The sequence below is a fragment of the Jiangella muralis genome (assembly GCF_001270745.1).
In the GTDB taxonomy this organism is placed as follows: domain Bacteria; phylum Actinomycetota; class Actinomycetes; order Jiangellales; family Jiangellaceae; genus Jiangella; species Jiangella muralis.
In genome coordinates this window covers 47081-73989 of sequence record NZ_LFXL01000038.1, presented here as the reverse complement: position 1 = coordinate 73989, position 26909 = coordinate 47081, and the positions used below count along the sequence as shown (strand labels likewise).

General features: G+C 73.2%; 26 protein-coding genes. 7 read left to right on the top strand and 19 right to left on the bottom strand.

The window, feature by feature from the left end:
- Positions 1 to 232: 232 nt before the first annotated feature.
- The 6 genes from ACW62_RS27220 to ACW62_RS27195 all read right to left on the bottom strand — a co-directional run bounded on the left by ACW62_RS27220 (position 233) and on the right by ACW62_RS27195 (position 5657).
- Positions 233 to 676: a hypothetical protein gene (locus tag ACW62_RS27220; RefSeq protein WP_157575013.1), complete on the bottom strand. Its 444-nt coding sequence runs from the start codon at positions 674 to 676 to the stop codon at positions 233 to 235.
- A gap of 75 nt (positions 677 to 751) precedes the next feature.
- Positions 752 to 1423, bottom strand: coding sequence for a response regulator (locus ACW62_RS27215; RefSeq protein ID WP_053207288.1), 672 nt, complete (start codon positions 1421 to 1423; stop codon positions 752 to 754).
- Entirely contained in the window at positions 1420 to 2646 is a 1227-nt protein-coding gene (locus ACW62_RS27210) for a sensor histidine kinase (RefSeq protein ID WP_053207263.1), read from the bottom strand. Before ACW62_RS27210 ends, ACW62_RS27215 begins: the two co-directional genes overlap by 4 nt.
- Positions 2647 to 2896: 250 nt before the next feature.
- On the bottom strand, positions 2897 to 3835 hold the full coding sequence (locus ACW62_RS27205; RefSeq protein ID WP_053207262.1) for a D-alanine--D-alanine ligase family protein: 939 nt from the start codon (positions 3833 to 3835) through the stop codon (positions 2897 to 2899).
- Entirely contained in the window at positions 3832 to 5028 is a 1197-nt protein-coding gene (gene alr / locus ACW62_RS27200; protein ID WP_053207261.1) for an alanine racemase, read from the bottom strand. The genes ACW62_RS27205 and alr overlap by 4 nt, the downstream gene beginning before the upstream one ends.
- Complete coding sequence (locus tag ACW62_RS27195; RefSeq protein ID WP_053207287.1) at positions 5025 to 5657, bottom strand: M15 family metallopeptidase; 633 nt, start codon at positions 5655 to 5657, stop codon at positions 5025 to 5027. The genes alr and ACW62_RS27195 overlap by 4 nt, the downstream gene beginning before the upstream one ends.
- 127 nt (positions 5658 to 5784) lie before the next feature.
- On the opposite strand from ACW62_RS27195, the gene ACW62_RS27190 reads away from it, so the two are divergent.
- Both ACW62_RS27190 and ACW62_RS27185 read left to right on the top strand, forming a co-directional pair.
- The gene (locus ACW62_RS27190; RefSeq protein WP_053207260.1) at positions 5785 to 7185 is read left to right on the top strand and encodes a hypothetical protein; all 1401 of its coding nucleotides are present in this window, start codon (positions 5785 to 5787) and stop codon (positions 7183 to 7185) included.
- Between the two features lie 66 nt (positions 7186 to 7251).
- Positions 7252 to 8925, top strand: coding sequence for an alkaline phosphatase D family protein (locus ACW62_RS27185; RefSeq protein WP_083460221.1), 1674 nt, complete (start codon positions 7252 to 7254; stop codon positions 8923 to 8925).
- A 17-nt stretch (positions 8926 to 8942) separates the two neighbouring features.
- On the opposite strand, the gene ACW62_RS27180 is transcribed toward ACW62_RS27185, so the two are convergent.
- The 3 genes from ACW62_RS27180 to ACW62_RS27170 are packed head-to-tail and all read right to left on the bottom strand — an operon-like array spanning position 8943 to position 10848.
- On the bottom strand, positions 8943 to 9605 hold the full coding sequence (locus ACW62_RS27180) for a VOC family protein (protein ID WP_083460220.1): 663 nt from the start codon (positions 9603 to 9605) through the stop codon (positions 8943 to 8945).
- A gap of 2 nt (positions 9606 to 9607) precedes the next feature.
- A complete protein-coding gene (locus ACW62_RS27175) occupies positions 9608 to 10147 on the bottom strand; it encodes a DinB family protein (protein ID WP_053207259.1) in 540 nt (179 codons plus the stop codon).
- Entirely contained in the window at positions 10144 to 10848 is a 705-nt protein-coding gene (locus ACW62_RS27170; RefSeq protein ID WP_053207258.1) for an alpha/beta fold hydrolase, read from the bottom strand. Before ACW62_RS27170 ends, ACW62_RS27175 begins: the two co-directional genes overlap by 4 nt.
- A gap of 64 nt (positions 10849 to 10912) precedes the next feature.
- Here ACW62_RS27170 and ACW62_RS27165 point away from each other — a divergent pair, with 64 nt between their 5' ends.
- Both ACW62_RS27165 and argG read left to right on the top strand, forming a co-directional pair.
- Positions 10913 to 11479: an ArsR/SmtB family transcription factor gene (locus ACW62_RS27165; protein ID WP_053207257.1), complete on the top strand. Its 567-nt coding sequence runs from the start codon at positions 10913 to 10915 to the stop codon at positions 11477 to 11479.
- A gap of 764 nt (positions 11480 to 12243) precedes the next feature.
- The gene (gene argG, locus ACW62_RS27160; RefSeq protein WP_053207256.1) at positions 12244 to 13674 is read left to right on the top strand and encodes an argininosuccinate synthase; all 1431 of its coding nucleotides are present in this window, start codon (positions 12244 to 12246) and stop codon (positions 13672 to 13674) included.
- A 296-nt stretch (positions 13675 to 13970) separates the two neighbouring features.
- Here argG and ACW62_RS27155 read toward each other — a convergent pair whose 3' ends face one another.
- From ACW62_RS27155 to ACW62_RS27145, 3 genes are read right to left on the bottom strand one after another with little or no spacing between them, the layout of a single operon-like run.
- The gene (locus ACW62_RS27155; RefSeq protein ID WP_053207255.1) at positions 13971 to 14771 is read right to left on the bottom strand and encodes an alpha/beta fold hydrolase; all 801 of its coding nucleotides are present in this window, start codon (positions 14769 to 14771) and stop codon (positions 13971 to 13973) included.
- A 10-nt stretch (positions 14772 to 14781) separates the two neighbouring features.
- Positions 14782 to 15261, bottom strand: a complete 480-nt coding sequence (locus tag ACW62_RS27150; protein ID WP_053207254.1) for an SRPBCC family protein — start codon at positions 15259 to 15261, stop codon at positions 14782 to 14784.
- Positions 15258 to 15590, bottom strand: a complete 333-nt coding sequence (locus ACW62_RS27145) for an ArsR/SmtB family transcription factor (protein WP_053207253.1) — start codon at positions 15588 to 15590, stop codon at positions 15258 to 15260. The genes ACW62_RS27150 and ACW62_RS27145 overlap by 4 nt, the downstream gene beginning before the upstream one ends.
- A gap of 57 nt (positions 15591 to 15647) precedes the next feature.
- Here ACW62_RS27145 and ACW62_RS27140 point away from each other — a divergent pair, with 57 nt between their 5' ends.
- Positions 15648 to 16124, top strand: a complete 477-nt coding sequence (locus ACW62_RS27140) for a pyridoxamine 5'-phosphate oxidase family protein (RefSeq protein ID WP_053207252.1) — start codon at positions 15648 to 15650, stop codon at positions 16122 to 16124.
- On the opposite strand, the gene ACW62_RS27135 is transcribed toward ACW62_RS27140, so the two are convergent.
- Positions 16072 to 17037: a LysR family transcriptional regulator gene (locus tag ACW62_RS27135; protein WP_053207251.1), complete on the bottom strand. Its 966-nt coding sequence runs from the start codon at positions 17035 to 17037 to the stop codon at positions 16072 to 16074. The two genes, ACW62_RS27140 and ACW62_RS27135, sit on opposite strands and share 53 nt — an antisense overlap.
- A gap of 77 nt (positions 17038 to 17114) precedes the next feature.
- Here ACW62_RS27135 and ACW62_RS27130 point away from each other — a divergent pair, with 77 nt between their 5' ends.
- Positions 17115 to 18851, top strand: coding sequence for an L-aspartate oxidase (locus ACW62_RS27130; RefSeq protein WP_053207250.1), 1737 nt, complete (start codon positions 17115 to 17117; stop codon positions 18849 to 18851).
- Here the strand turns inward: ACW62_RS27130 and ACW62_RS27125 are convergent, their stop codons facing one another.
- Genes ACW62_RS27125 through ACW62_RS27105 form a run of 5 tightly spaced genes read right to left on the bottom strand, consistent with a single transcriptional unit; the run spans position 18852 to position 22561 of the window.
- The gene (locus tag ACW62_RS27125; RefSeq protein ID WP_053207249.1) at positions 18852 to 19595 is read right to left on the bottom strand and encodes a class I SAM-dependent methyltransferase; all 744 of its coding nucleotides are present in this window, start codon (positions 19593 to 19595) and stop codon (positions 18852 to 18854) included. It abuts the gene before it with no gap.
- A complete protein-coding gene (locus ACW62_RS27120) occupies positions 19592 to 19804 on the bottom strand; it encodes a class I SAM-dependent methyltransferase (protein ID WP_053207248.1) in 213 nt (70 codons plus the stop codon). Before ACW62_RS27120 ends, ACW62_RS27125 begins: the two co-directional genes overlap by 4 nt.
- The gene (locus tag ACW62_RS27115) at positions 19801 to 20583 is read right to left on the bottom strand and encodes an ABC transporter ATP-binding protein (protein ID WP_053207247.1); all 783 of its coding nucleotides are present in this window, start codon (positions 20581 to 20583) and stop codon (positions 19801 to 19803) included. Before ACW62_RS27115 ends, ACW62_RS27120 begins: the two co-directional genes overlap by 4 nt.
- On the bottom strand, positions 20580 to 21533 hold the full coding sequence (locus ACW62_RS27110; protein WP_053207246.1) for an ABC transporter substrate-binding protein: 954 nt from the start codon (positions 21531 to 21533) through the stop codon (positions 20580 to 20582). The genes ACW62_RS27115 and ACW62_RS27110 overlap by 4 nt, the downstream gene beginning before the upstream one ends.
- Before the next feature lie 17 nt (positions 21534 to 21550).
- On the bottom strand, positions 21551 to 22561 hold the full coding sequence (locus ACW62_RS27105) for a FecCD family ABC transporter permease (protein ID WP_420843624.1): 1011 nt from the start codon (positions 22559 to 22561) through the stop codon (positions 21551 to 21553).
- Between the two features lie 335 nt (positions 22562 to 22896).
- Between ACW62_RS27105 and ACW62_RS27100 the strand changes: the two genes are divergently transcribed.
- A complete protein-coding gene (locus ACW62_RS27100; protein WP_053207244.1) occupies positions 22897 to 25551 on the top strand; it encodes a glycoside hydrolase family 97 N-terminal domain-containing protein in 2655 nt (884 codons plus the stop codon).
- 476 nt (positions 25552 to 26027) lie between these two features.
- On the opposite strand, the gene ACW62_RS27095 is transcribed toward ACW62_RS27100, so the two are convergent.
- Entirely contained in the window at positions 26028 to 26891 is an 864-nt protein-coding gene (locus ACW62_RS27095) for an AraC family transcriptional regulator (RefSeq protein ID WP_053207243.1), read from the bottom strand.
- Positions 26892 to 26909: the final 18 nt, after the last annotated feature.

Below are 26909 nucleotides of genomic sequence, written 5' to 3'. Positions count from 1 at the left end.
CACCGGTTGTCCTCGATTCCCGGAGCCGTCTTCGATGGCGGGAGTCGTGTTCGAGGGGCCTTTCGGACGCTTTCGCTATCGAGGACGGCTCCGGGCATCGAGGTGTGCCCAGATCGCCCCCGTCCCCCTGATAGGGCTAAGAAAAAGGGCGCCAGGGGGACGGCCAACGTGCGGCCCCCTCGGCGAACGCGGCAGACCCGGGCGCACGGTGTCACTCCGCCCGCGACATCGGTCAGGTGCGGCCGCCGTGGGCCCAGCCGGAGCAGGTGCTGGTGCCGTCGATGCAGACCTGCACCGACACCGCGCGGCCCTCGGGGAAGCTGAGGTTCCAGTCGTCGGCGGCGGTGTCGATGGTGTAGGTCGCCGTGCCGAACCCCTCGACGGAGAGGTAGGCCTTCAGGCCGTGGCCGTCGCTGTAGTTCTCACGGGCGTAGAACTGCTCGCCGTAGGCCCAGAAGCCGACCTCGTAGAACAGGCCGGTGCCGGTGTTGAGCGACGCGAACACGTCGCGCCCGCCGGCGTCGTCCTCCGAGGCGTACGACTCGTGGTGGGGATACCAGGTCCGTGCCGCCTCCGCGTCGGAGCCGGTCGCCCCCGCGGCGGTCGCCCCCGTACCGGCGAGCGTGGCCGCCAGGCCGCACAGCACCATCGTCGTCAGTCGTTGTGTCGTCCGCACGTCTCCTCCTCGTGTCGTCATGACAGGACGAGGTCGAGCGTGCGCCGCGCCGCTTGCCGCGCGCTTGCGACGCGCTTACGGCTGGTCGAGCAGACCGTGCTCGTGCGCGAAGACGACGATCTGGACGCGGTCGCGCAGCGCCAGCTTGCGCAGGATCGCGCCGACGTGCGTCTTCACCGTCGACTCGCTGGCGAAGACGAGGCCGGCGATCTCGGTGTTGGACAGCCCGCGCGCCACCGCCGTGAACACCTCGCGCTCCTTGTCCGTCAGCGACAGGTACGCCGACGGCACCGCGGTGCGGGACCGGAACTGGCCGTCCAGCAGCGTCGCGAGATCCTGCGGCGCCAGCACCGCGTTGCCCGCGTGCACCGTCCGGATCGCGTCGCGCAGCTGCAGCGGCGTGGTGTCCTTGAGCAGGAACCCGCTGGCGCCGTACCGGATCGCCGTCGCCGCCCGGTCGTCCAGGTTGAACGTGGTCAGCACGACCACCCGCACCGGCGCGGCCCGGCGCGCCACCCGGTCCGGCAGAAAGATCTGCCGGGTCGCCTCGACGCCGTCCATGTCGGGCATCCGGATGTCCATGAGGACGACGTCAGGGGACAGCTCGTCGACCAGGCGGACCGCCTCGAGCCCGTCGCCGGCCGAGCCGACCACCGTCATGCCGTCCTGCGCGTCGACGATGACCCGGACGCCCTCGCGGAACAGCTCCTGGTCGTCGACCAGGAGCACGCCGATGTCAGCGGTCATGCGCCGCCCGCCCGCACGGGCACCCACGCCGTGGCGGTGAACGTCGACGTGCCGTCCTCGTCGCGGCGGCGGACGTCGAGGCGGCCGCCGACGGACTCGAGGCGGCGGCGCATGCCGTCCAGCCCGGCGCCACCGCTGGCCTCGCTCGCGACGAACGGCGACGGCGCGACGACGTTGCGGACCTCGATGCGCAGCTCGCCCTCCCAGTGCCGCTCGACCTGGACGGGGGTGTCGCGGCGGCCGTGCTTGATCGCGTTGGTGAGCATCTCCTGCAGCACCCGGAACGCGACCACCTCCAGCTCCGGCGGCAGCGGCCGCGGCGTCCCGATCTCCGTCGACACCACCTCGTGCCCGCTCGCGCGCACGCCGTCGACCAGGGTGTCGAGCCCGGCCGGCTGGGCGGTGGGCTGCTGGGTGTCGGCCAGCACCTGCCGGACGTCGCGTAGCGAGGTCCGCGCCGACGTCGCGATCTTCGCCATGGTGTCCTTCAGCGCCTTCGGGTCGGTGTCGTCGAGGTACTGGGCGGACTCGGCCTGCGCCAGGATCACCGCCAGCGAGTGTCCCACCACATCGTGCACGTCGTTGGCCAGCCGCGCCTGGTCTTCGCGGAGACGAGCGATCTCGCGGGCCTGCTCGGTCTCGCTGACGGCGCGCGCGGCGTCCTCCTCGGCGGCCTCCTGCGACGCCTGCGACGAGCGGGCGCGGTCGCCGAACCGCAACGCCAGCCCGGCCAGCCACGGCGCGCCGAGCGCCGCCGCCCCGATGAACGCGGCGGTCAGCTGCCACGTCGTGCTGAGCTCGCGGACGGTGTCGACGACGCTCTCGTTGCCGGCCAGTTCGGCCAGCCCGCCGAGCCCGCGCGCGTTGACGATGGCGATGACGATCATCGCGGCGAGCGGGATGGACAGTGCGCTCAGCCACACCGTCACCGCGCTGCCCCAGCGCGCCGTCCCGAACGCGACCGCGGCGATCGTCACCTGCACGAGCATGAGATCGATGCCGGCCAGCAACTGCAGCCCGCACACGCCCCACACCAGCGCCAGCGCGGCGGCCGGCAGCCGGCGGCTCAGCCCGACCGCGGCTGCCGTCCCGACCGCGACGAACGCCAGTTCCGCCCGGTGCGGTGGCAGCCCCCACGCCGTCGCCGCCTCGTACAACCCGAGGAACGCGACGATCGCCGCCAGGACGATGTCGGGCACCCACGCCCGCAGATCGGTCGTCACGGCGTCGCCGCCCGGCGCCGGGCCGCCGCGGGGGGAGCGGCGAGGTGGGGGGAGCGCGGCGATGGTCGGGCCTCCGGCGAGGTCGGTGCGGGCGTGTCCCCGTAATGGAACCACGCCGCGCGTGCCGGGACCGGTGGGTGCGGCGATGACGACGCCGGAGCCGGCGTTCGCGTCGCTGTCGGTGCCCGCCCGTAGGGTGGGCCACCCACCCGAACGGGGAGGGTCGTACCTACCACGCCGATTCGCCGGTTCATCCGAGCACGTCGCGGACGAGCAGGTCGAGCAGCTCGGCGTACGAGACCCCGGCCGCGGCGAACATCTTCGGGACCTGCGACTGCTCGGTGAAGCCGGGCATCGTGTTGACCTCGTTGAGCACCGGCCCGTCCGCGGTCAGGAAGAAGTCGATCCGGGCGACGCCCGCGCAGCCGAGCGCGTCGAACATCGCGACGGCGGCGTCCTCCAGCTCCTTGCGCTCGGTGTCGGCCAGGTCGGCGGGGATGCGGAAGTCGGCGCCGCCGCCGTACTTCGTCGCGAAGTCGAACAGCCCGTCCACCACGATCTCCAGCGCGGGCGCCACGGTGCGCGACCCGTCCGGCCGCCCGAGCACGGCGACGTCGACCTCGCGGCCGGTGACGACGTCCTCGACGAGGACGCGGTGGTCCAGCGCGAACGCGGCGTCGAGCGCTCCGGCGAGGCTCGCGGCGTCGCCGGCGAGCGTCACGCCCTGGCTGGAGCCTGCTGCGACCGGCTTGACGACCACCGGGTGGGTCCAGCGGTGGGCGGGCGCCGTCGACGGGGTCAGCAGCACGCCCGGCGCGGTGGCGATCCCGAGGTCGGCCGCGACCAGCTTCGTCGCCCACTTGTCCATGGCCAGCGCCCCGGCCAGCACGCCGGACCCGACGTACGGGATGCCGGCCACGTCGCACAGCGCGGCGAGCGTGCCGTCCTCGCCGCGCGGCCCGTGCAGCACCGGGACGGCGACGTCGCAGGTGCGCAGGACGTGGATCGCGTCGGCGAGGTCGACGGGGCAGCCGTCGCCCTGGCGCCAGGCGCCGTCCCGGCCGATGGTGAGCCGGACGACCGCGTATCCGGCCGACTCCAGCGCCTCGCCGACGGCCGCCGCCGAGGCCAGCGAGACGTCGTGCTCGCAGTTCTGCCCGCCGCCGATCACCGCCACGCGGGCCCTCATCGGACTCTCCGCAGGACGGCCGGGGCGGCGACCCGTTCGCGGGTGACGCGCGGGCCGATGCCGGTGACGATCTCGTGCTCGATCGTCCCGGCCCAGCCGGCCCAGTCCGCGGCCGTCGGCTCACCGTCGTCGCCCGGACCGAAGACCGTCGCGATCTCGCCGGGCGCGACCTCGTCGTCGCCGAGGTCGACGACCGCCTGGTCCATCGACAGCAGCCCCACCAGCGGCCGGCGGCGGCCGCGGACCAGCACCTCGGCCCGTCCGGACGCGGCCCGCGGCAGCCCGTCGGCGTAGCCGAGCGGCAGCAGTCCCAGGTGCGTCGTCTCCGGCGCCGTCCACGCGTGCCCGTAGCCGACCGGCGTGCCGGCCCGGACCCGTCGGACGGTGACGACCGGCGCGGTCAGGGTCAGCGCGGGCCGCAGCCGCACCGTCCGGGACGGGTCGATGCCGAACAGGCCGGCGCCGACGCGGACCAGCGTGTGGTGGGTGCGCGGGTCGGTGAGGGTCGCGGCGGTCGCGGCGAGGTGCCGGTGCGGCGGGCGCAGCCCGAGCGAGCGGGCCACCTCGACACCCCAGGCGAACCGGGTCCGGCCGGTGGCGTTGGACCCGTCGGAGGGGACGTCCGCGCAGGCCAGGTGGCCCATGACGCCGTCGACCCGGATCAGGCCGCGCTGCTCGGCGAGGCGGGCCGCGCTGCACAGCCGGGCCCACTCGGCCGGCGGCGCGCCGTCGCGGGCCAGGCCGGTGTCGAGGTGCAGGTGGACGCGGGCCGGGCCGGCGCCCGCCGCCGGGCCGCCCGGCGCCGTCGCGCTCCCCGCAGCGGCGACGGCGTCCAGGTGCGCGCGGCTGGGGACGGCGAGGTCGATCCCGGCGGCGACGGCGGCGGCGAAGTCCGCGTCGGCCGGGTTCAGCCAGCTGAGGATCGGCGCGCCCACCCCGGCCGAGCGCAGGTCCAGCGCCTCGTCGACGCTGGTGACGCCGAGCCGGGTGGCGCCCGCGGCGAGCGCCGTCCGGGCCACGTCCGCGGCGCCGTGCCCGAACCCGTCGGCCTTGACGACGGCCATCAGGGCCGAGCCCGGCGCGTGGGCGGCGATCGTCCGCGTGTTGGCGGCGACGGCGCCGAGGTCGGCGGTGAGCGTGGCCCGGTTGGTCACGGCGGTCCGCGGGTGCGCGTCGATGGTCGCGGCGCTCATGCGGCCACCAGGTGCGCGCCGATCGGGCCGTACAGCGCGGCCGGCGCGCCCGTCGTCAGTGCCCAGTAGCGGTCGCCGTAGCTCCAGTGCCACCACTCGGTCGGGTAGTTCACCAGCCCGGCCGAACCGAGGACGTCGGCCAGCAGGGCGCGGTGGACGCGGGCGTTGGCGGAGATGTCGCGCGTCGCGAAGTAGCAGGCGCCGTCGCTCTGCTCCGGCGTCGCGTCGATGGGCGTGCCGAGGTCCAGCTCCCGCCCGTCCCGGCCGACCAGCGTGAGGTCGACGGCCGCGCCCGCCACGTGCGGCGCCACCGCGACGGGGGAGACGAACCGGCTGGTCAGACGTTCGAGCTCGGTGAGGTCGTCGAGCAGGTGCGGGTGGACGGCGGACAGCTCGGCGGCGTACCGGGCGATGATCGCGCGCTGGTCGGCGATGCTGCGGTGCCCCTCGACCACCCGCAGCCCGATGCCGTCGGGGAGGCGGCCGTGGGCGAGGAGCAGCCGCTGGGCGAGGGAGACCCGCACCCGCGCGCGGGCCGGGCCGAACGGTGCGGTGAGCTCGACCAGCGGCTCGCCCTCGTCCTCGACGGGGATCGCGGCGACTCGCGGGTCGGACAGCAGGATCGTCATGACCAGCACGTTAGGAACCGCGGCCGGTGCGGGTCCTCCACCTGTGGTGCCGGACCGCTGTCCTCGGGTACGAGATCCCCGGCCCCTGGGTCCGGCCGGTACCCTGACGTCTCGGGGGGTGGGGCCCGTGGTGCTGAGCCTGGGACGGCCCCGGACGCTGCTCGTCCTCGGCATCTTCGCTCTGCTCGTCGGCGCGCTGTTCGCCGCCATCACCGCCTCCGTCCACGCGCGGCCGGCCGCCGGCACACCGGTCTGCGAGCAGGCTTTCGCCCGCGGCTGTCTGACGGAGCGCACGGTGCTGACTGTCGACGTCCGGACCGACGCGGGCAACTGGCTGGCAGGGACGCGGACCTGGGAGCTGGCCGTCCCGGGCGACTGGCCGTACCCGGTGCGCCCGGAGGCGTCCATCCGTTCCCAGCCTCCTGACGATGAACTGCGCACTGGCGGGCGGGTCACCGCGGTCTTCGAGGGCCCGGAGGTGCTGGGGCTGCGGCTGCCGTCCGGCGTCGCCCTCGAGAGCGAGTTTCATCCGCGGTTCGCCGTGCCCGTCAACGCCGCGATAGCCCTGCTTGCCGCGGGTATAGGCCTCATGACCATCGGGTTCGCGGTGAGCACCGCCCGCGAGTTCCGGTCCTGGACCGTGGACGCAGTCACGCCCGTCGTTGGGCCGAACGTGGGGATGGCGGTGGCGCTGCTGGGCGCCGTCGCCTTCGCCGGCGTCCGCGCCTACCCGCGGCCCGCCCCGATCGCGTACCTGGCGATCGGAGTGGCAGCGCTGGCCAGCGTGCTGATCGTGCGACATCGTCGCAGTCCGAAGTCGCGGGAGCGATTCAGGTCGGGCCGCCTGACCGATGAGCTGCGCCGGTTGATGGCAGCCGACCCGGTGCCGGTGGGGAACCGGCACAACGGGCACCTGTACCTGGTCGCGCGGCCGAAGGCGTCCAGCGACCTGGTTCCGCACCCCGCCCGGCTTGCCGCCGCCGTCGAGCGGCTCCTCGGCGCGCACGGTGCGGACGAGTTCTGGCCCGGCCTGGGCCGGCTCGACTGGGAGGCCGACGGTGACGGCGTCTGGCTCACGCACGGCGTCCGCGCCGGCCGGGTCGACGAGGACGACCTGCTCGTCCTGACGGTCGCCGCGGACGGAACGATCAGCCTGCTCTGCGGGCGCGGTACGACCCCCCGGCGTCCGGACGGGCGGGAACGGTCGCGAGGGGAGCCGGAGGTCCGGCTGCTCGACCCGGTCCTCGTACGCGGCTTGACCCGCACGGTCCTGGTCCTCGCCGGCGAGCGCAGCGGATCGGCGACCCACGTGGAGTGGTCGCTCTCGCTGTACCTCGACCGGCTCTGGAGCGCCGCCGCCCGGGACGACCCTCCAGGCGGTCCGCTCTCGCGGTCGTACGTCCGTCCGACCTACCAGCGCACGATCCAGGCAAGCGGCCGGATGCTGCGCGAACGGAGTGACGCCGTCGCCGGTCAGCTGGCCGGGCCCCTGCTCGGCGTCCCCGACGCGCCGCCCGGGGCAGTCTGAGGACGTTCAGCTGACCGTCACGTCCTGTCACACTCCCCGTTAACCCCCTGCGGGAAGCGTGAACCCATGGATGTCTCCCCCCAGCGTCCCCTGTCCCGTCGTCTGTTCGTCACCGGCCTCGGCGCGGCCGCCGCGGCCGCGTCCGTCCCCACCCTGATCCGCGTCGACGGCGCGCATGCGGCGCCGCCCGGAACCGGCGGCGCGCTGCCGGACGGGGTCTTCTCGCTCGGCGTCGCGTCCGGCGACCCGCTGCCCGGCGGCGTCGTCCTGTGGACGCGGCTCGCGCCGGACCCGCTGAACGGTGGCGGCATGCCGGACCGCCCGTTCGCCGTCGAGTGGGAGGTCGCCGAGGACGACACGTTCACCCGCGTCGTCCGCAGCGGCCGCACCGTCGCGCTCCCGCAGCAGGGCCACAGCGTCCACGCCGAGGTCGACGGCCTGCGGCCTGGCGCCGAGTACGCCTACCGCTTCCGTGCCGGCGGCCAGGTCTCGCCGACCGGCCGCACGAAGACGGCGCCGGCCGGTTCCGTCGCCGCCGTCCGGTTCGCGTTCGCCAGCTGTCAGAACTGGCAGGACGGCTACTTCACCGCCTATCACCATCTTGCTGGTGAGAATGTCGACTTCGTCGCGTTCCTCGGCGACTACATCTACGAGTCCGTGCCGCGCACCACCACCGTGCGCACCCACGAGGGCACCGGCGAGCCGCTGTCGCTCATCCAGTACCGCAACCGGCACGCCCAGTACCGCTCCGACCCGAACCTGCAGGCCGCCCACGCCGCCTTTCCCTGGATCGTCACCTGGGACGACCACGAGGTCGACAACAACTGGGCCGACGAGATCCCGCAGGACCCCGACCTGCAGACGCCCGAAGCGTTCCGGGCCCGCCGGCAGGCCGCCTTCCAGGCGTACTACGAGCACCTGCCGCTACGCCGTGGCTCCCGTCCGCGCGGCCTCGACCTGCAGCTGTACCGGCGGCTGCGGTTCGGCGATCTCGTCGACCTGCACGTCGTGGACACCCGGCAGTACCGCTCGGACCAGCCGTCGACGCTCGAGCAGGCCGAGACCGCGCCGCTGACGATGACCGGCGACGAGCAGGAGCGCTGGCTCGCCGGCGGCCTCACCGACGGCGGCACGCGGTGGAACCTGCTGGCCAACCAGGTGATGTGGGCGCAGAACGACCGCACGGCCGGCGAGGTCGACACGTTCGACTTCGACAACTGGGACGGCTACCGCGTCGAGCGCCGCCGGCTGCTCGAGCTGTTCGGCAACGACGCCGTCACCAACCCGGTCGTGCTGACGGGGGACCGGCACTGCACGTGGGTCGCCGACCTGCACCCCGACTTCGACGACCCGTCGTCGCCGGTCGTGGGCGCCGAGATCACCGGCACGTCGATCTCGTCCGGCGGCAACTCCGACCCGGTGGCCTTCCAGAACACCTATCGGCCGATCGCCGAGGAGAGCCCGCACTGGAAGTACTTCGACAACCAGCGCGGCTACGTCGTCTGCGACGTCACGCCGGAGCGGATGCTCAGCTCGCTGCGGCTGGTCGACACCGTCTGGCAGCCCGAGGGCGCGACGGTGCGGACGGCGGCGGAGTTCCTGGTCGAGTCCGGCCGGCCCGGCGTCACCGTCGAGTACGAGGAGCCGCGGGCGGCGCGGGAGCGGGCCCGGGTGCGCCGCGACGCCGGCCCCGTCTACGACGTCGACGACGTGGACGAGACGGCGGATCTGCAGCGCTGACCCCGTCGCCGGCCTGGTCAGTCGCGGCCGGCGGCCGAGGTGACGTCGACCTCGTTGCCCTCGGCGTCGGCCAGCGTCCACCAGGTCGGCGCCGCGTCGCGGACCAGCCGGCCACCGGCCGCGAGCGCCGCCGCGACGCGCGCCTCGGCGAGCTCCGGCGGCACCCAGACGTCGAGGTGGAATCGGTTGCGCTGCGGACGGGGCGCGTCCATGTCCTGGAACCAGATGGACGGGCCGCGCCAGCGCGGGTCGATGAGGTCCTCGTCGGGGCTGTCGGCGCGTCGCTCGTAGCCGAGCACGGCCGCCCAGAACGGCATGACGTCCGCGCTGACCAGCGCGTCGATGGTCACCTGGACGGTCTGGATCAGCGTCGGATCGGCGGTGAGGCCCTGTTCTCGGGCCAGCTCGGAGATCCGGACCGCCAGCTCGACGTCGTCCGTCGTCATGCCCATGTAGTCCGGCGTCTCCGTGAGCAGCCGGACGGTGACGGTGTCGTGCCGCAGGTCGACGTCCGGATGGTGCGGCCCGGCGCCGCCCGCGGCCGCGATCGCCGAGACCAGCCGGGCGCCGGCCGCGAACGACCCGGTGCGGAAGACTGCGGTGGCGCCGTCGCCGACCACCCGCCAGTCGCCGGTGCGGTCGTCGGTGTGGAAGGCGCGCATGGTGATCGGCTCGGGCATGGTCACTCCCCGGTGCTGCCGTCGACCGATTCGCGGATGAGGTCGGCGTGGCCGTTGTGCCGCGCGTACTCCTCGACCATGTGCGTCAGGATCCAGCGCAGGCTGGCCGCGCGGCCGTCGCGCCAGGCCCGGTCGGCGGGCCGGCTCAGCCCGCCGTTCGCCATCGCCTCGGCCAGGTTCGCCCGGGACCGCTGGACCGACTCCTCCCAGAGCGCGAACAGCTGCTCCGGCGTGTCGTCGGCGGCGGAATTCCAGTCCCAGTCGTCGTCGGCGGCCCAGTCGACGGTGTTCCAGGGCGCGCTGCGCTCGCGGCCGAACAGCCAGAACGTGAACCAGTCGTCCTCGACGTAGGCGAGGTGCTTGAGCAGCCCGCCGAGCGTCATCGTCGACGCGCCGACGGTGGTGTTCAGGCCGGCGGCGTCGAGGCCGCGGCACTTCCACGCCAGCGTGGCGCGCTGGTAGTCGAGGAACCCGGTCAGCGTGCGCAGCTCGTCGCCGTCGACCGAGGGCTCGGGACGGCCGTGCTCGTCGACGTCGCTCACTCGGCCGCCGCCTCGTTGATCGCGCGGCCGAGGTCGTCGGGACGGCTGAACTGCGGCCAGTGCCCGGTCGGCAGGTCGACGTACTCGACGTCGCGCAGCCGGGTGAACTCCTGGACGGACGGTTCGCCACCGTCGATCCAGGCGCGCAGCTGGGCCGCGGAGAACTCCGGGCAGATGACGGTGACCGGGACGTCGTGGCGGCGCTCGTCGGTGAGCCGGACCGGGTCGGTGGTGACCCGTTCGGGCGACGGGACGGCGCGGGCACGGAAGTCGGCGCGGGCGGCGTCGTCGAGGTCCTTCAGGTCGTCCTCGCCGATGTCCTCCCAGCTGGGCAGCGGGATCTCGCCGTTCTCGGCCGCGAACCCGCCGAGCGGCTCGCCGTCCCTCGCCGGGAACCCGCCGATGTAGACGGTACGGGCGACGCGGCCCGGCCGCGCGTCGGCGGCGAGGTAGGCCAGCCCCGAGCCGAGCGAGTGCCCGACGACCAGCACCTCGCCCTCGTCCTCCGGCACCGCGTCGACCGCCGCCACGATCGCGTCGACGTGGTCCCGCAGCGTGACGGCGGACCGGTCGGCGTCGCGGGACTCCAGGCCGGGCAGCGTGAGCGGATGCGTCGTGTGGCCGGCCCGCTCGAGGACGGGGATCACCCGGTCCCACGACGACCCGTCCAGCCAGAGGCCGGGGATCAGAACGATGTGCATGGTTCGCCTCTCGGGTTATGATCCAGATCTACGGATAAATCCAACCTAGTGGAACGGACCGGAAATGTCGATCGATCGCGCGATGCCCGACTACGACCTGGACGACCAGGCCGTCGTCACGGCGCCGGCGCAGCTGCGCGCGATGTCCGACCCGCTGCGATCGACCATTCTCGATCTCGTCCTCGAGCGTGCCGCGACGGTCACCGAGCTGGCCGCCGCCGTCGGGCGGCCCAAGTCGACCGTCGCCCACCACGTCGGCGTCCTGGTCGACGCCGGCATGCTGCGCGTCGTCCGGACCCGGCGGGTACGGGCCATCGACGAGCGCTACTACGGCCGCACCGCCCGGCTGTTCCGCATCGGCAGGATCGACCACCCCGTCATCTGGGAGAACGACCTCTCCGTCGCGGCCGCCGAGGCGCGGGCCGCGTACGAGGCGGACGTGATGATGAGCATCCACCGGCACGCCCGGATCCCGCGCGAGCGGGGGATGGAGTTCTGGGAGAAGGTCCTCGAGCTGGTCCGCGAGTTCAGCACGCTGGAACGGTCCGGCGACACCGTCTTCGGCTTCGTCGCCGGCCTGTACCCGACGGAGCACCCGGCCCTGCCCGACCCCGCCCCCGGCGACGACTGAGGTTCCGGCCCAGCGGTGTGAAGGTCGAGTTACTACTGCTCTGGCGGTAGCAACTCGACCTTGACGGGTCGTCGGGTGGGAGTTCGGCCCGCTGGAGCGAGGGAAACTCCCTCCCGACGCGGCGGGCTTCTGATCGTTGGCCACGCGTCTTCGCATAGCCCGGGACCTCGTGCATGCGCCCGCTGCTCTTGAATCGGTACGTGATGGGCATGAAGAGAACGAAGTAGCGCGCGTCCAGAAGGAGTGACGTGCGGACGATGTCGCGACAGTCGGCGTTTCCGTTGGAGCCTCGGCCGGCTTCGACTTCCACTGCGATTCCGAGGCTGTTGTGGAAGGCGTCGATGTCGTAGGAGACCTCAGGCCTCCCATCGTCGCCGAAGAGGACTGGGCGCGTGATCTTCTGGCCGGTGCTCTTGCCCGATTCCACTTCGTACCCGAGCTCTTCCATGGATGCCCGGAGTCGCGCCAGCACGAAGTCGCTCGTCAGGCGATCGGAATCGGCATCGCGTACCGGTGCTGTGTCGATCTCGGCACGCTGAGGGACACGGCCTCGATCAAGCTCTCTGCCCACGCTGGCGGCCTGACATTGCGTGGAAAGTAGCTCCACGAGGGATAGGTCACCAGATCATCTTGCCGATCACAGCCCGGGCCAGCCATGGTTCGTCCGGATGTCGTGTGCCGAAGAGCCTCACGCCAGCCGGGGTGGGCCAGATCACCCGAGTCATCGCTTGCATAGTCATGCGGAGTCCTGCATACTTTTGCTCGTGTCCAAAGTGCTCACCTCCCTGCCCGCCGGCGAGCGGGTCGGCATCGCGTTCTCCGGCGGCCTCGACACCTCCGTGGCGGTGGCGTGGATGCGCGACAAGGGCGCCGTCCCGTGCACGTACACCGCCGACCTCGGTCAGGCCGACGAGGACGACATCGAGTCGGTGCCGGGGCGGGCGAAGCTGTACGGCGCCGAGATCTCCCGGCTGGTCGACTGCCGCGCCGCGCTGGTGGAGGAGGGGCTGGCGGCGCTGACGTGCGGGGCGTTCCACATCCGCTCCGGCGGCCGCGCCTACTACAACACCACGCCGCTGGGCCGGGCGGTCACGGGCACGCTGCTGGTGCGGGCGATGCTCGAGGACGACGTCCAGATCTGGGGCGACGGGTCGACGTTCAAGGGGAACGACATCGAGCGGTTCTACCGCTACGGCCTGCTCGCGAACCCGAACCTGCGCATCTACAAGCCGTGGCTCGACGCCGCGTTCGTGGGGGAGCTGGGCGGCCGGCGCGAGATGAGCGAGTGGCTGCGCGAGCACGATCTCCCGTACCGCGACAGCACCGAGAAGGCGTACTCGACGGACGCGAACATCTGGGGCGCGACGCACGAGGCGAAGACGCTGGAGCACCTCGACAACGGCACCGAGACCGTCGACCCCATCATGGGGGTCCGGTTCTGGGACCCGGCCGTCGAGATCGCCGCCGAGGACGTCACCATCGGCTTCGACCAGGGCCGCCCCGTCAGCATCAACGGCCAGACCTACGCGAGCCCGGTCGAGCTGGTGCTCGAGGCCAACGCCATCGGCGGACGGCACGGGCTGGGCATGTCCGACCAGATCGAGAACCGCATCATCGAGGCCAAGAGCCGCGGCATCTACGAGGCGCCCGGCATGGCGCTGCTGCACGCCGCCTACGAGCGGCTGGTCAACGCCATCCACAACGAGGACACCGTCGCCAACTACCACAACGAGGGTCGGCGGCTCGGCCGGCTCATGTACGAGGGCCGCTGGCTCGACCCGCAGGCGCTCATGCTGCGCGAGTCGCTGCAGCGCTGGGTCGGCTCGGCCGTGACGGGCGAGGTGACGCTGCGGCTGCGGCGCGGCGAGGACTACTCGATCCTCGACACCACGGGCCCGGCGCTGAGCTACCACCCGGACAAGCTGTCGATGGAGCGCACCGAGGACTCCGCGTTCGGCCCGCTCGACCGCATCGGCCAGCTCACCATGCGCAACCTCGACATCGCCGACTCGCGCGCCAAGCTGGAGCAGTACGCCGGGCTCGGCATGGTCGGCAGCACGCACGCGGAGCTGATCGGCGCGACGCACCTGGTGGGGGAGCTGCCGGAGGGCGGCGCCGAGGCCATCGCGTCCCGCGGCGAGGTCGACTCCGACGCCATGCTCGACCGCGCCGCCATGGAGTTCGGCACCGACTGACGGGTCACGGCAGACGGCCGGCGGCGACCCCGGGCCGGGGACGAGGGAAGTGCGGGCACAGGCCCGCGCCCGGTGCACCGTTCCTGCCGGTGCACCGTTTGGTGTCCTCGACTCCCGCCATCGTCTTCGATGGCGGGAGTCGTGTTCCGGGCGCCGTTGGACGATTCTGGCCATCGAAGACGTCCCAGGCCGTCGACGTCACACGTGCACCCGCCGCGCGTGAAGTGGCCGCCCATCGGTGGCGATGCCAGTGAGCCGGCGGCGGCCCCCGCGCGGGGGCCGCCCCCGTCGACCGCTCAGCGGGTCAGGAAGGCGCGGACGGACTCGGCGACGGCGTCGGGGGCCAGCCAGAACGCGCCGTGGTCCTGACCGGGCAGCGTCTCGACGGTGACGGCGGGCAGGACGTCGGCCAGCGCGTGGGCGCCGTCGAGGAAGAACTGCTCGCTGTTCTCGCCGACCAGCACCAGGATCGGCGCGTCGGTGGACCAGCGGTCGCGGGGGAGCGGCCGGCCGGACAGGAGGCCCTCGACGATGCGGCCGTCGTAGGCGTAGGTGTGCGCGAGCGCGGCCATGGCGTCCCACGACGGATCCTGCTTCATGCCCGCGATCCACTCGGCCGGCACCAGCAGCACGTCGCTCATGAAGTACTCGACCGCCTCACTGCGCTTGCCGGCGGCGACCAGCGCCTCCTGGTGCGCGACGTAGCCGTCGGGCGCCGGCGGCCGGGCGTCGTCGATGATGAACGGCGGCTCGTACAGGTGCAGGCCGGTGACCTTGGGCCCGAGCGCGGTGGCGGCGTCGAGCGCGAGGATGCCGCCGGCCGAGCCGCTGACCAGCGCCGCCCGCCCGCCGACGGTGTCGATGAGCGCCTCGATGTCGTCGATCTCGCGGGCCGGGTCGTACGGCTGCGGGTCGCCGCTGCCGCCGCGGCCGCGCCGGTCGAAGTTGACGACGGTGAAGTGCTTCGCCAACTCGGCCGCGATGCCGGCGACGCCGGTGTGGTCCTCGGCGACGGTGCTGATGACGATGACGGCAGGGCCCGAGCCCGTCGTCTCATACGCGATGGTGGTGCCGTCCTTGGAGGTCAGGTTCTTCATGGTGACTCCTTCAGAGAATCGTGCCGAGGCGGGCCAGCGCCTCCTGGTAGCCCTCCGCCATACCGAGTGCGACGGCCTGGTGCAGGGCGTCGCGGTCGGCGAACACGGCGGTGATGGCGACCCGGGTGCCGGTGCCGTCGGCGGTGAAGGCGACGTCGGTGGATACGCCGTCGCCGGTGATGGTCCAATCCGCGGTGGCGAACTGGTCGAGGTAGCGCAGCCGCTCGTGCGGCCGCACCTCGCGGTACGTGACGACGATGTGGACGGCGTCGGCCGAACCGTCGTCGGGGGCCATGGAGAAGCGCCACTGGCCGCCCGGGCGGACGTCCATGCGCTCGACCGTGGTGGTCCAGCCGTGCGGTCCCCACCAGCGGGCGACAGCGACCGGGTCGGTCCACGCGGCCCACACCCGGCCGGCCGCCGCGGGGTAGCGCCGCGCGATGGTCAGGGTGTTGTTCTGCTCGTCGATGACGATGCCGTCGGCGCTCACGTGCGGTCTCCGTTCGGGTCGGTGTCGTCGAGGAAGTCGCCGAGGCGGTCCAGCCGCTCGGTCCACAGGACGGCGAAGCTCTGCGCCCAGGCGCCGATGTCGCGCAGCGGCTCGGGTCGCAGCCGGTAGATGCGCTGCTGCGCCTGCCGGGTCGCGTCGACGAGACCCGCCTCGGCCAGCAGCCGCAGGTGCCGTGACACGTGCGGTTGCGCCATCCCGAGCGCGTCGACGATGCCGCCGACGCTGTGCGGGCCGGACCGCAGCAGCTCCACGATGCGGAACCGGCTGGGTTCCGCGATCACGCTCAGCTGGTGCTGCAGCTCGTCCATGCCCCGAACATACATGAGCACATATATACATGCAAGCAGATATGAAAACCTGCCGACATGACCGCCACTCATCGCGTCCCGTGGCCGCTGCAGCGTCACCGCCTCGAGCGCGCCGTCGACTACTGGTTGTCCACCACCCGCCCCGACGGCCGCCCGCACGTGGTGCCGATGTGGGGCGTCTGGCAGGACGGCCGCCTGTACTTCAGCACCGACCCCGCCTCGGTGAAGGGCCGCAATCTCACGGCCGAGCCGCGGGCCGCCGTCCACCTCGACGGCGGGCAGAACGTGCTGGTCATCGAGGGGGCGACGGCCCGGGTCGACGACGACGAGGTGCGGGCGCGGGTCGACGACGCCATGGCGGCGAAGTACGTCACGCCCGACGGCCGCGCGTACCGGCTGGACATGGACCCGCCGAACCGGCTCTGGGAGCTGCGCCCGGAGCGCGCGCTGGCGTGGTGGGAGGCGCTGACGGGGTCGACGTTCACCCGGTGGGCGTGGACCGGCGGGCCCGACCCGGAGCCGGTGCCGGACTGACCAGCGCGCTGCCGGCCGCGAGCGCCTCGGCCGTGGCGGCGACGACCCGCTGCATGGCCGCGGCCGCCCGCGTCAGCGTGACGTCGGAGCGGTGCGCCAGGCTGACGGTGCGGGTCAGCCGCGGCGCCGTGAGCCGCACCGAGCGCAGGGCCGGGCGGTCCAGCAGGACCATCGCGGGCACGACGGCGACGCCGAGGCCGCGCTCGACGAAGCGCAGCACGGCGTCCATCTCGGCCCCTTCCAGCACGACGGACGGGGTGAGGCCGGCGGCGCGGAACGCCGCCTCGGTGGTGACGCGCAGGTCGTAGCTCTCGTGGAAGACGATCTGCGGCAGCCGGGCCAGCTGCCGCAGGTCGATGGCCGGGCGGGACGAGACCGGCGGCCGGGCCGCGGACGAGACGACCACCAGCTCCTCGGTGAGTAGCGGCGTGCGGGTGAGGCTGGCGCCGGCGGCCGGCCGCCCCTCGGCCGCGGTGATCAGTGCGAGGTCCAGCGCGCCGCCGGCCAGCTCGTCGATCAGGGCCCGCGAGCCGCCCTCGGTGACGTGCAGGTCGATGCCCGGGTGGGCGCCGAGGAAGGCGCTGACCGCCTCGGCCACCAGGCTGATGCACAGCGTCGGCGTGGCGCCCAGCCGGACCCGGCCGCGGCGCAGCCCGGCCAGCTCGGCCATCTCGCTGCGGACGGTGTCGGCGTCGGCCAGCATGCGCCGGGCCAGCGGCAGCAGCGCCTCGCCGGCCGCGGTGAGCGAGATGTGCCCGCGGGCGCGATGGAACAGCTCGGCGCCGAGATCGGACTCGAGCGCCGAGATCTGCCGGCTGAGCGACGGCTGCGCCAGGTGCAGGTGCTCCGCGGCGCGGGTGAAGTGGCCGAGCCGGGCGACCTCGACGAATCCGCGCAACTGCTCCAGGTTCATGCTTCATAGCCTAGGTGCATCGAAACGACCCGAACAATGCATTGGCCACATCGAAGCGCTGCGCTTAGCGTGAAGAGATGAGCGCAGGCATCTCCCATCGGCAGCTGTCCACCACCGTGCTCGTGATCGGGACGGGAGGGTCGGGCCTGCGGACGGCCATCGAGGTCGCCGAGCAGGGCGTCGACGTGCTCGCCGTCGGCAAGCGCCCCCGCGACGACGCGCACACCGCGCTCGCGGCCGGCGGCATCAACGCGGCGCTGGGCACCATGGACCCCGGCGACAGCTGGCAGCAGCACGCCGCCGACACCATCAAGGAGAGCTACGACCTCGCCAACCCGCACACGGTCGAGATCGTCACGCGGGGCGCCGAGCGCGGCATCCGCGACCTCGAGCGCTACGGCATGGAGTTCGCCCGCGAGGCCGACGGCCGCATCTCGCAGCGCTTCTTCGGCGCGCACACGTTCCGCCGCACCGCGTTCGCCGGCGACTACACGGGCCTGGAGATCCAGCGCACGCTGGTGCGGCGCACCGAGCAGCTGGGCATCCCGATCCTCGACTCCGTCTACGTCACCCGCATCCTGGTGCGCGACAACGTCGTCTTCGGCGCCTACGGCTTCGACCTGCGCGACGGCACCCGCTACCTCATCCACGCCGACGCGGTCGTGCTGGCGGCCGGCGGACACACCCGCATCTGGCGGCGCACGTCGTCGCGGCGCGACGAGAACACCGGCGACGCGTTCCGGCTCGCCGTCGACGCCGGCGCCCGGCTGCGCGATCCCGAGCTGGTGCAGTTCCACCCGTCCGGCATCATCGAGCCCGAGAACGCGGCGGGGACGCTGATCTCCGAGGCCGCACGGGGCGAGGGCGGCATCCTGCGCAACGCGCTCGGCGAGCGGTTCATGGAGAAGTACGACCCCGAGCGGCTGGAGCTGTCCACCCGCGACCGCGTCGCGCTGGCCGCGTACACCGAGATCAAGGCCGGCCGCGGCAGCGCGAAGGGCGGCGTCTGGCTCGATGTGTCGCACCTGCCACGTCAGGACATCATGAGCAGGCTGCCGCGGGTCTACCAGACCATGCTCGAGGTGCAGATGCTCGACATCACCGCCGACCCGATCGAGGTCGCGCCGACGGCGCACTACTCCATGGGCGGCGTGTGGGTCCGGCCCGACGACCACGGCACCGACGTCGGCGGCCTGTACGCGGTCGGCGAGGCGTCCAGCGGGCTGCACGGCGCCAACCGGCTCGGCGGCAACTCGCTGATCGAGCTGCTGGTCTTCGGCCGCATCGTGGGCCGGGCCGCGGTCGCGCACGCCGCCGGCCTCGACGCCCAGCGCCGCTCGCCCGCGGCGGTCGCGCAGGCCCGGGCCGAGGTCGACGACCTGCTGGCGGCGGACGGACGCGAGAACGTGCGCGCCCTGCAGCGGTCCATCCGCAACACGATGACCGAGCACGCCGGCGTCGTCCGCGACGAGACCGGGCTGAAGGCGGGCCTGGCCGAGCTCGATCAGCTCGAGGAGCGCATGACCGACGTCGGCATCCACCCCGACATCGCCGGGTTCCAGGACCTCGCGCACGCCTTCGACCTCAAGGCGTCCGCGCTGGCCGCCCGGGCGACGCTGGAGGCCGCGCTGGAACGTCGCGAGACCCGCGGCTGCCACAACCGCGCCGACTACCCCGAGCTCGACCCCGCGCTGCGGGTCAACCTGGTGTGGTCGCCCGGGACGGGCGTGGCGCGCGAGGAGATCCCGCCGGTGCCCGGCGAGATCGCCGCGCTCATCCGGGACGTCTCGACCGAGGGCAAGCTGGTCGAGTAGTCAGGGCAGCGCCAGCAGCACCCGCTCGTCGAGGTCCTGCCAGACGATCGCGGACTCGGTGAACCCGGCCGTGTCCAGCGCCGCCTGGTGGAACGCCAGCGACGCCGACGTGAAGTCGCGGCGGCTCCCGGCCCACAGCGCGTCGCGTTCGGCGTGCTCGGCGGCGAGGTCCGGGTCGGCCCGCAGCGCCTCCCACCAGGCGGCCCAGTCGTCGGCTCCGGCGGCGACGGCGGCGTCCTGGCGGCGCTGGTCGACCCGCTCGGCGGCCGCCCGGATGCGCGGCGTCTCGCGGGGGAACGGCAGGTGGTCGCCGTTGAGGAACGGCCCGCCCGACTCCGCCAGCAGCTCGCGCAGCGTCCGGTACAGCGGCGCCAGCTCCTCGGGCCGCAGCCAGTGCAGCGCGGTCGTCGACACGACGGCGTCGACGCGGCCCACGCCCAGCGCCGACGGCCACGAAGGGTCGCGCAGGTCGGCCCGGATCCAGGTGAGCCGGCCGCCGGCGTCGCCGTACGCGTCGCGGCCGAGCCGCTGCAGCACCGGGTCGACGTCGACGGCGAGGCAGCGGGCGCCGGGCAGCCGGTCCAGCACCCGGACCGCCGTCGAGCCGGGCCCGGCCGCGAGGTCGAGCACCAGCGGCTCGGGCGGCGCCAGCTCCGCCAGGAACGCCAGCATGACGTCGTAGCGCCGCTCGCGGTCGCGGATGTAGACCTCCTGCTGGCGGTCCCAGCTGTCCAGCCGGTTCATGCCGCCCGGGCCTTCGCCAGCATGCCGGGGGAGAGGTCGGTGCCGAGCACCCGGGCCGGTGGCGCCGGCAGCGCGCGCCGCCAGACGTCCGTCCAGCCGGCCTTCACCTCGGCGTTGGCCAGCTGCTCGCGGTGGTGCGCGTCGTAGGAGTCGGCGCGGTCGGTCCAGTACCGGGTGATGCTGTCCTGAGCGGTGGTGACGTCGGTCATGCGGTCGCTCCTTCGGGGACGGAGTCGAGCGGACGGAACAGCAGTTGGACGCCGTCGCCGGTGTCGATGCGCTGGACGCCGATGCGGTACACCGGCTCCAGCACCTCCGGGCGCAGGACGGCGTCCGGCGTGCCCGCGGCGGCGACCCGGCCGCCATCGAGCAGCACCAGCTCGTCGCAGTAGCGGGCGGCCAGGTTGAGGTCGTGCAGCACCACCACGGTCGTGACGTCCAGCCGGCTGACCAGCTGCAACACCTCGTGTTGGTAGCGGATGTCGAGGTGGTTGGTGGGCTCGTCGAGCAGCAGGTGGTCGGCCTGCTGGGCCAGCGCGCGGGCGATCAGCACCCGCTGCTTCTCGCCGCCGGACAGCCCGGCGAACACCCGTCCGGCCAGGTGCCGGGCACCGACCCGTTCCAGCGACGCCGCGGCGACCCGGTAGTCGTCGCGGCCGTGCCGCTGGAACGTGGACAGGTGCGGCGCCCGGCCGAGCAGCACCGTCTCGGTGACGGTGAGCGGCAGCTCGCCGGTGCCCTCCTGGACGACGACGGCGAGGCGCCGGGCCAGCTCCCGCGGCTTCAGCTCGCCGACCGGCGTCTCATCCAGCGTGACCAGCCCGGCCTTCGGCGCCAGCGCGCCGTAGAGCGTGCGCAGCAGCGTGGTCTTGCCGCTGCCGTTCGGGCCGATCAGCCCCACGACGGTGCCGGGCGCGGCCGTGACGTGGGCGCCGTCGAGCACCAGGGTGTCGCCGTAGGCGAACGAGACGCCGTCGGCGCCGATCACGGGAGGAACCGCTCGGCGATCCGCTCCAGCCCGTCGATCGACAGCGGCGTGGGCGGCTCGGTGAAGTTGAACAGCTGCACGAGGAGGTCGTCGTTCCGGACCGCCGTCAGGTCCTGTGCGCCGGGCAGGTTCACGACCGCGTCCTCGACGGCGGCCGGGTCGCCGTCGACGTGCAGCAGCACCAGGACGTCCGGGTCGGCGGCGATGATCTGCTCCAGCGTCACCTCGAACACCCGCTCGTCGACGTCGCCGAAGACGTTGCTGAGGCCGGCCGCCGCCAGCTGCGGGTGCGCCATGCTGCGGTTGCCGTAGGCGTAGCCGGCGCCGCCGCCGACGGTGGGGAAGAGGACGGCGGCGGTGCGCTCCGGTGCGCCCCCGGCGGCCGCCTCGACCGCGGCGACCCGGTCCTTCAGCTCGCCGACCAGCGCGTCGGCCTCGTCGGCGCGATCGAAGACCCGGCCGTACGTCTCGACCTGCTCGTACACGTCGTCGAACGTCGTCGCGTCGACGCCGTCGGGGCAGTACACCGGCTGGATCAGCGCGTTGATGCCGACGCCGGACAGCCCTTCGCGGGTGATGCCGTCGGGCAGCCCCAGCACCAGCTCCGGCTGCTGGGCGATGATGACCTCCTGCGAGATCTGCAGGTGGCCGCTGGTGTCGACGTCGTCGCCGAGCGACTCGACGGCCGCGATGGCGGCGTTCGTCTCGTCGTCGTAGTACGCCTCGGGGAACGCGCCGGCCCGCAGCACCGCGGCGTCCAGCACGCCGAGCTCGTGCATGATCGTCACCGGCGCGCTCTCCAGCAGCACCACCCGCTCCGGCGGCGCGTCGAACGTCACGTCCACGCCGCAGTTGTCGACGGTGACGGCCGCGTCGGCGGGCTCGTCGTCCGTGCCGCAGGCCGCGGTGGCCAGCAGGACGAGCGCGGCGACGGGCGGCAGGTAGCGCATGGGTCTCCTCGGAGGGGTCAGACGCCGGCGGAGTGGAACCGCCGGACCAGGATCAGCAGGAACGGTGCGCCGACGAGCGCGGTGATGATGCCGATCGGCAGCTCGCGCGGCTCCAGCAGCGTCCGCGCGGCGACGTCGGCCCAGACCAGGAAGATCGCGCCGATCAGCGCCGCCACCGGGACGACGCGGCCGTGCGCCGCCCCGACGAACCGGCGGGCGACGTGCGGGATGACCAGGCCGACGAAGCCGATGCCGCCGGACGCCGCCACCACGGCGCCGATGCACAGCGACACGACGACGAGCAACTGCACCCGGAACCGGGTCGGCGGCACGCCCAGCGTGTGCGCGGTCTCGTCGCCGATGGCCAGCGCGTCCAGCCGCCGGCTCCACAGCAGCAGCGCCGCCAGCGTCAGCGCCACCACCACGACGACGATCGCCAGCGGCGTGCCCCAACGGGCCAGGCCGAGCGAGCCGAGCAGCCAGAACAGCACCGACCGGGCGCCCTCGGCGGAGTCGGCGGCGAAGATCAGGAAGCTGGTCGCGGCGTACAGCGCGTACCCGACCGCGACGCCGGCCATCAGCAGCCGCAGCGACGTGATCCGCCCGCCCGCCCGCGCCACCACGAACACCGCCGCCGACGCGGCCAGCGCGCCGAGGAACGCGCTCGCCGGCAGCGCGTTCTCACCGAACCCGGCGCCGAGCCCGAACAGGATCGCCGCCGCGGCGCCGGTCGACGCGCCGGACGTGACGCCGAGCAGGTACGGGTCGGCCAGCAGGTTGCGCACCATCGCCTGCAGCGCGACGCCGCACACGGCCAGCGCCGCGCCGACGACGACGCCGAGGAGCACGCGGGGGAGCCGTACCTGCCAGACGATGGAGTCCTCGGCCTGCGTCCACGTGACGTCGGCCGGGCTGCCCAGCGTGTGGTGCCCGACGATGCGCGCGACGGTGCCGGGGTCGATGCCGACGGCACCGATGCCGACCGCGAGCACCACGGTGACCAGCAGGCCGGCGGACAGGCCGCCCATCCAGAGCACCGTGCGACGCCGCTGCGCCGCCCGCCCGAGATCGTCGTCGAAGGGGTCCTCGACGTGGGGTTCGGGGACCGCGCCGGTCAGACTCACAACACCTCCGGAGACGAGATCGCACCTGCGACTAAGTCGCATCTTGCCGGACGGCCGGACCGGAATCCAGCCCGGAGCCGGGTGTTCACCGTCCGCTCCGTCCCCGTTTCCGGCGTTGTCGGCGGCTAGACCAAGATCATCGCTTTCTCCAGGTCCGGGCGCGTTTTCGTCATTCCGCGCAACACGGAGTCACGGCTACCGTCACGCGACGGGAAACCGCAGCACCTCGAGGAGGATCCGTGTTCGCAGGCTCGAAACGCCGCCGATCGACCCTCGCCCTCGCCACCGTCGCCGTCACCGCGTCCGTCGTCGCCTCGCTGACGGCGACCGACATCGGCGTGGTCCCGGCGCAGGCGCTGACCACGCACACCGTCACGTCCCCGGACGGCGAGATCACCTTCGCCGTCCACGAGCAGCCCTCCGGCGCGCTGACCTACGAGGTCACCGCCGGCACCACCCAGATCTTCGAGGAGTCGCCGCTGGGCATCGCCACCAGCGCCGTCGACTTCACCACCGGCCTCACCTATGCGTCGCAGACGCGCACCACCATCGACCAGACGTACACGCTGCCGGCCGGCACCAAGCCGTCGTACCGCGACCACGCGAACGAGCTGGTGCTCAGCTACACCAAGGGCGGCCAGACCATGCGGCTGGTGGTGCGCGCCTACGACGACGGCGTCGCCTACCGGTACGTGCTGCCGGGCGGCAGCGGCGCCGTCAGCATCACCGACGAGACGAGCGGGTTCCGGCTGCCGGCGCCGACCGGCGGCTGGGCCGCGGTGTGGAACGGCAACTACGAGCAGGACTACCTCTACCGCAACGCGGCGGGCCTGAACGACGGCACCGAGCTGACGATGCCGCTACTGGCGTCGATCGACGACAACGCCTACTTCACCGTCATCTCCGAGGCGAACGTCTACAACGCCGGGGCCAGCTTCGCGCCGTCGCTGCTGAAGGGCAGTCAGGGCAACGACGGCCTGCTGAACGTCGAGCGGACGCCGGACCAGGCGTTCCCGATCGCCAGCACGTATCCGTTCCAGACGCCGTGGCGGGCCGCGATCGTCGCGTCGGACCTGAACGTGCTGGTCAACTCCGACCTCGTCCAGCACCTGAACCCGCCGGCGACGGCGGACGCGGACTGGGTGAAGCCGGGCCGGGCGGCGTGGTCGTGGTTCAGCGACGGCGACAGCGCGGCCGACCTGGACAAGCAGGAGCAGATGGTCGACTTCGCCGCGTCGATGGGCTTCGAGTACGTCACCGTCGACTGCTGCTACGACCCCGACGTCGACCTGCCGGCCATCTCGCAGTACGCCGCGCAGCGCAACGTGGACATCTTCGCGTGGGTGACGGCCGAGCCGTTCGCCACACCCGCCCAGGCCGACGCGCTGGCCGCCGAGCACAAGGAGTACGGCGTCGTCGGGCTGAAGGTGGACTTCTTCCTCAACGACTCGCAGAACGTCATGGGCTGGTACCAGTCGATCGGCGACGCCGCGGGCGAGCACGAGCTGATGCTGAACTTCCACGGCAGCACCAAGCCCGGCGGCGAGAACCGCACCTGGCCGTGGGTCGTGACGTCCGAGGCGGTCGCGGGCACCGAGCACTACCTGTACCCGCCACCGACGACGGCCCGGCTGGACGCGACCTTCCCGTTCGTCCGCAACCCGATCGGTGGCATGGACTACACGCCGACGATGATCTCGCTGAACGGGTCGATCCTCACCCAGGCGCACACGCTGGCGCAGTCGATCGTGTTCACGTCCGGCATGGTCAACTACTCCGACTCCGCGGCCGCGTACGAGCAGTGGCCGGGCCGGCACCTCATGCGCGCCGTCCCGACGGTGTGGGACGAGACCCGCGTCGTCGAGGGCTTCCCGGGCGACCACGTGACGATGGCCCGGCGCAGCGGCGACGACTGGTTCGTCGGCGCGATGACCTCGCCGGCCCGGACGGCCTCCGTGCCGCTGGACTTCCTCGGCTCGGGCACCTACACCGCCACGATCTTCGCCGACGACGGCGCCGGGCGGGTGTCCTCCGTGACGACGCAGACCGTGACCAGCGCGTCGACGCTGTCGCTGCCGATGATCGCGACCGGCGGCGCGGCCGTGCACCTCTCCAAGACCCCGCTGGCGCAGATCGGCAGCGGCGACGTCCGGTACGAGGCGGAGGCGCCCGGCAACACGCTGTCCGGCGGAGCGCTGGTCGACGGGTGCAAGGGCTGCTCCGGCGGCGCGAAGGTCGGCTACCTCGGCCAGGGCGGCGCGGTGCAGTTCACCAACGTCATGGCGCCGGCCGCCGGCACGCACGAGCTGACCTTCACCTACACCTCCGGCGACCCGCGGTCGATCCAGATCGAGGTCAACGGGTCGGTCGTCGGCACGGAGGCGCTGAAGGACTCCGGCGGCTGGGAGTTCGTCAACAAGTGGACCCTCGACGTGCCGCTGAACGCCGGCGCGAACACGATCCGCTTCGCCAACCCGTCGGCGTTCGGTCCGGACATCGACGCGCTGATCGTGTCGCGGCACACCGAGGCGGAGGCGGCCGGCAACACGCTGGCCGGTGGCGCGACGGTGGCGGCGTGCGGGCCGTGCTCGGGCGGGTCCGTGGTGACGGGGCTGTCCGGCGGCGGTTCCGTGACGTTCAACGGGGTGACGGCCGGCGCGGCCGGCAACCACACCGTCCGCCTCGACTACGCCGCGACCGCCGACGCGACGGCGCAGGTCAGCGTCAACGGCGGGACGCCGGTCACGGTCTCGTTCCCGTCGACCGGCGGGGCGACGGCGACCGCGCCGGTCACGCTCGGGCTGGGCCTGACCGGCGGCGCGGCGAACACGATCACCGTCGCGGGTACGTCCGGCCCGGCGCCCGACCTCGACCGGATCACCGTCACCAACTGACGGGGGTCGAGTCGACGACGAACGCCCGGCGCCGCCGCTTCGGTGGTGCCGGGCGTTTCGTGGGGGAGACTGGCGACGGCTGGGTCGTCGATGACGGCAGTCGTCTTCGATCGCGCGAGCCGTCTTCGATGGGCCGCGAGGACGGCTTTTGCTGGTGAGGACGGCGGGGTGGGTCCTGGTCTGGGGTGACGTCGTGGTCTGTGGTTGCGCTCTATGGCGGGTTCGGGGCTGGTGGCGTGACTGGGGACCAGGACGTGACGGCAGACCAGGAGGCCCACGGCGCAAAGCCGGGCGAACGGTGTGTATCGGGCGCGGGTTGTGCCCGGTTCTTCCCCGTCACCCTGATAGCTGCCAGTTCTTAGGCCGCGGGCCCGCGGGTCAAGCGGTCATCGTCGCGCGAAGCGCCGTCAGTCCGCTTGAGGCGCGGGTGCGCGGCTTAAGAGAATGGGCAGCAGGGGGACGGCCCACGTGGCGGATCAGGGGGCGGCCGTGGAGCGGAACTCGGTGGGGCTCATCGCGTGCAGCTGGCGGAACTGGCGGGAGAAGTGGAACGGGTCCCCGTAGCCGACGTCGCGGGCGATCTCGCTGACCGTCGCGGCCGTCGTCGTCAGCAGCAGCCGGGCCCGGGTCATCCGCAGCGTCGTCTGGTAGGCGTGCACCCCGCCGCCGGTGGCCCGGCGGAACAGCGTCGTCAGGTGTGACGGCGACACGCCGACCAGCGCGGCCAGCTCCGGCACCCGAACCGTCCCGTCCAGCCGGGAGGCCAGGTAGTCCATCGCCCGGGACAGCGGGTCGTCGTCGGCGGGCGGCGCCGCGGACCGGTCCGCGATCAGCTGGGTGAGCAGCTTCCACGCCGCCCCGGCGACCCCGACCAGCCGCGCCGGTGCGCCGTCGTCGTCGCGGGCGAGCCGCCCGACGATCTCGTCGGCCAGGGCGACGGCGCGGTCCAGGTGCCGGATCGGCACGACTGGCGGGCCCAGCGCCTCGACCAGCTCCGGCACGTCGCTGCCGCGCAGGTGGCACCACCACACCGTCCAGGGCGACGACGCCGACCCGCCGTACGCGTGCGCCGTCGCAACCGGGACGACCAGCGCGGACCCGGCGCCGATGCGGTGCCGCCGGCCGGCGACGTCGGCCCAGCCGCTGCCGCTCGCGCACACCGCGAGGACGGTGTGCCGCGACCCCTCGGGCCGGGCCGCCTCGAAGAGCGCCGACGCGGGGGAGTAGCCGGCGTCGGTGACCACGAGACGCCGCGTGACCGGCGCCGTCAGCGCCGCCGTGACCTGCCGCCGCGGGACGGCGTAGAGCCGCTGCGGGCGAAGACCGTCGCGGGCTGGCACGGTTCCGAGTATGGCACG

Bases quoted from the DNA above. Each gene is read 5' to 3' on its own strand.
- ACW62_RS27215 (WP_053207288.1), bottom strand. From the start codon at position 1,423: ATGACCGCTGACATCGGCGTGCTCCTGGTCGACGACCAGGAGCTGTTC.
- ACW62_RS27205 (WP_053207262.1), bottom strand. From the start codon at position 3,835: ATGAGGGCCCGCGTGGCGGTGATCGGCGGCGGGCAGAACTGCGAGCAC.
- alr (WP_053207261.1), bottom strand. From the start codon at position 5,028: ATGAGCGCCGCGACCATCGACGCGCACCCGCGGACCGCCGTGACCAAC.
- ACW62_RS27195 (WP_053207287.1), bottom strand. From the start codon at position 5,657: ATGACGATCCTGCTGTCCGACCCGCGAGTCGCCGCGATCCCCGTCGAG.
- ACW62_RS27185 (WP_083460221.1), top strand. From the start codon at position 7,252: ATGGATGTCTCCCCCCAGCGTCCCCTGTCCCGTCGTCTGTTCGTCACC.
- ACW62_RS27180 (WP_083460220.1), bottom strand. From the start codon at position 9,605: ATGCCCGAGCCGATCACCATGCGCGCCTTCCACACCGACGACCGCACC.
- ACW62_RS27170 (WP_053207258.1), bottom strand. From the start codon at position 10,848: ATGCACATCGTTCTGATCCCCGGCCTCTGGCTGGACGGGTCGTCGTGG.
- ACW62_RS27165 (WP_053207257.1), top strand. From the start codon at position 10,913: ATGTCGATCGATCGCGCGATGCCCGACTACGACCTGGACGACCAGGCC.
- ACW62_RS27155 (WP_053207255.1), bottom strand. From the start codon at position 14,771: ATGAAGAACCTGACCTCCAAGGACGGCACCACCATCGCGTATGAGACG.
- ACW62_RS27145 (WP_053207253.1), bottom strand. From the start codon at position 15,590: ATGGACGAGCTGCAGCACCAGCTGAGCGTGATCGCGGAACCCAGCCGG.
- ACW62_RS27140 (WP_053207252.1), top strand. From the start codon at position 15,648: ATGACCGCCACTCATCGCGTCCCGTGGCCGCTGCAGCGTCACCGCCTC.
- ACW62_RS27135 (WP_053207251.1), bottom strand. From the start codon at position 17,037: ATGAACCTGGAGCAGTTGCGCGGATTCGTCGAGGTCGCCCGGCTCGGC.
- ACW62_RS27130 (WP_053207250.1), top strand. From the start codon at position 17,115: ATGAGCGCAGGCATCTCCCATCGGCAGCTGTCCACCACCGTGCTCGTG.
- ACW62_RS27125 (WP_053207249.1), bottom strand. From the start codon at position 19,595: ATGAACCGGCTGGACAGCTGGGACCGCCAGCAGGAGGTCTACATCCGC.
- ACW62_RS27120 (WP_053207248.1), bottom strand. From the start codon at position 19,804: ATGACCGACGTCACCACCGCTCAGGACAGCATCACCCGGTACTGGACC.
- ACW62_RS27110 (WP_053207246.1), bottom strand. From the start codon at position 21,533: ATGCGCTACCTGCCGCCCGTCGCCGCGCTCGTCCTGCTGGCCACCGCG.
- ACW62_RS27105 (WP_420843624.1), bottom strand. From the start codon at position 22,561: ATGGGCGGCCTGTCCGCCGGCCTGCTGGTCACCGTGGTGCTCGCGGTC.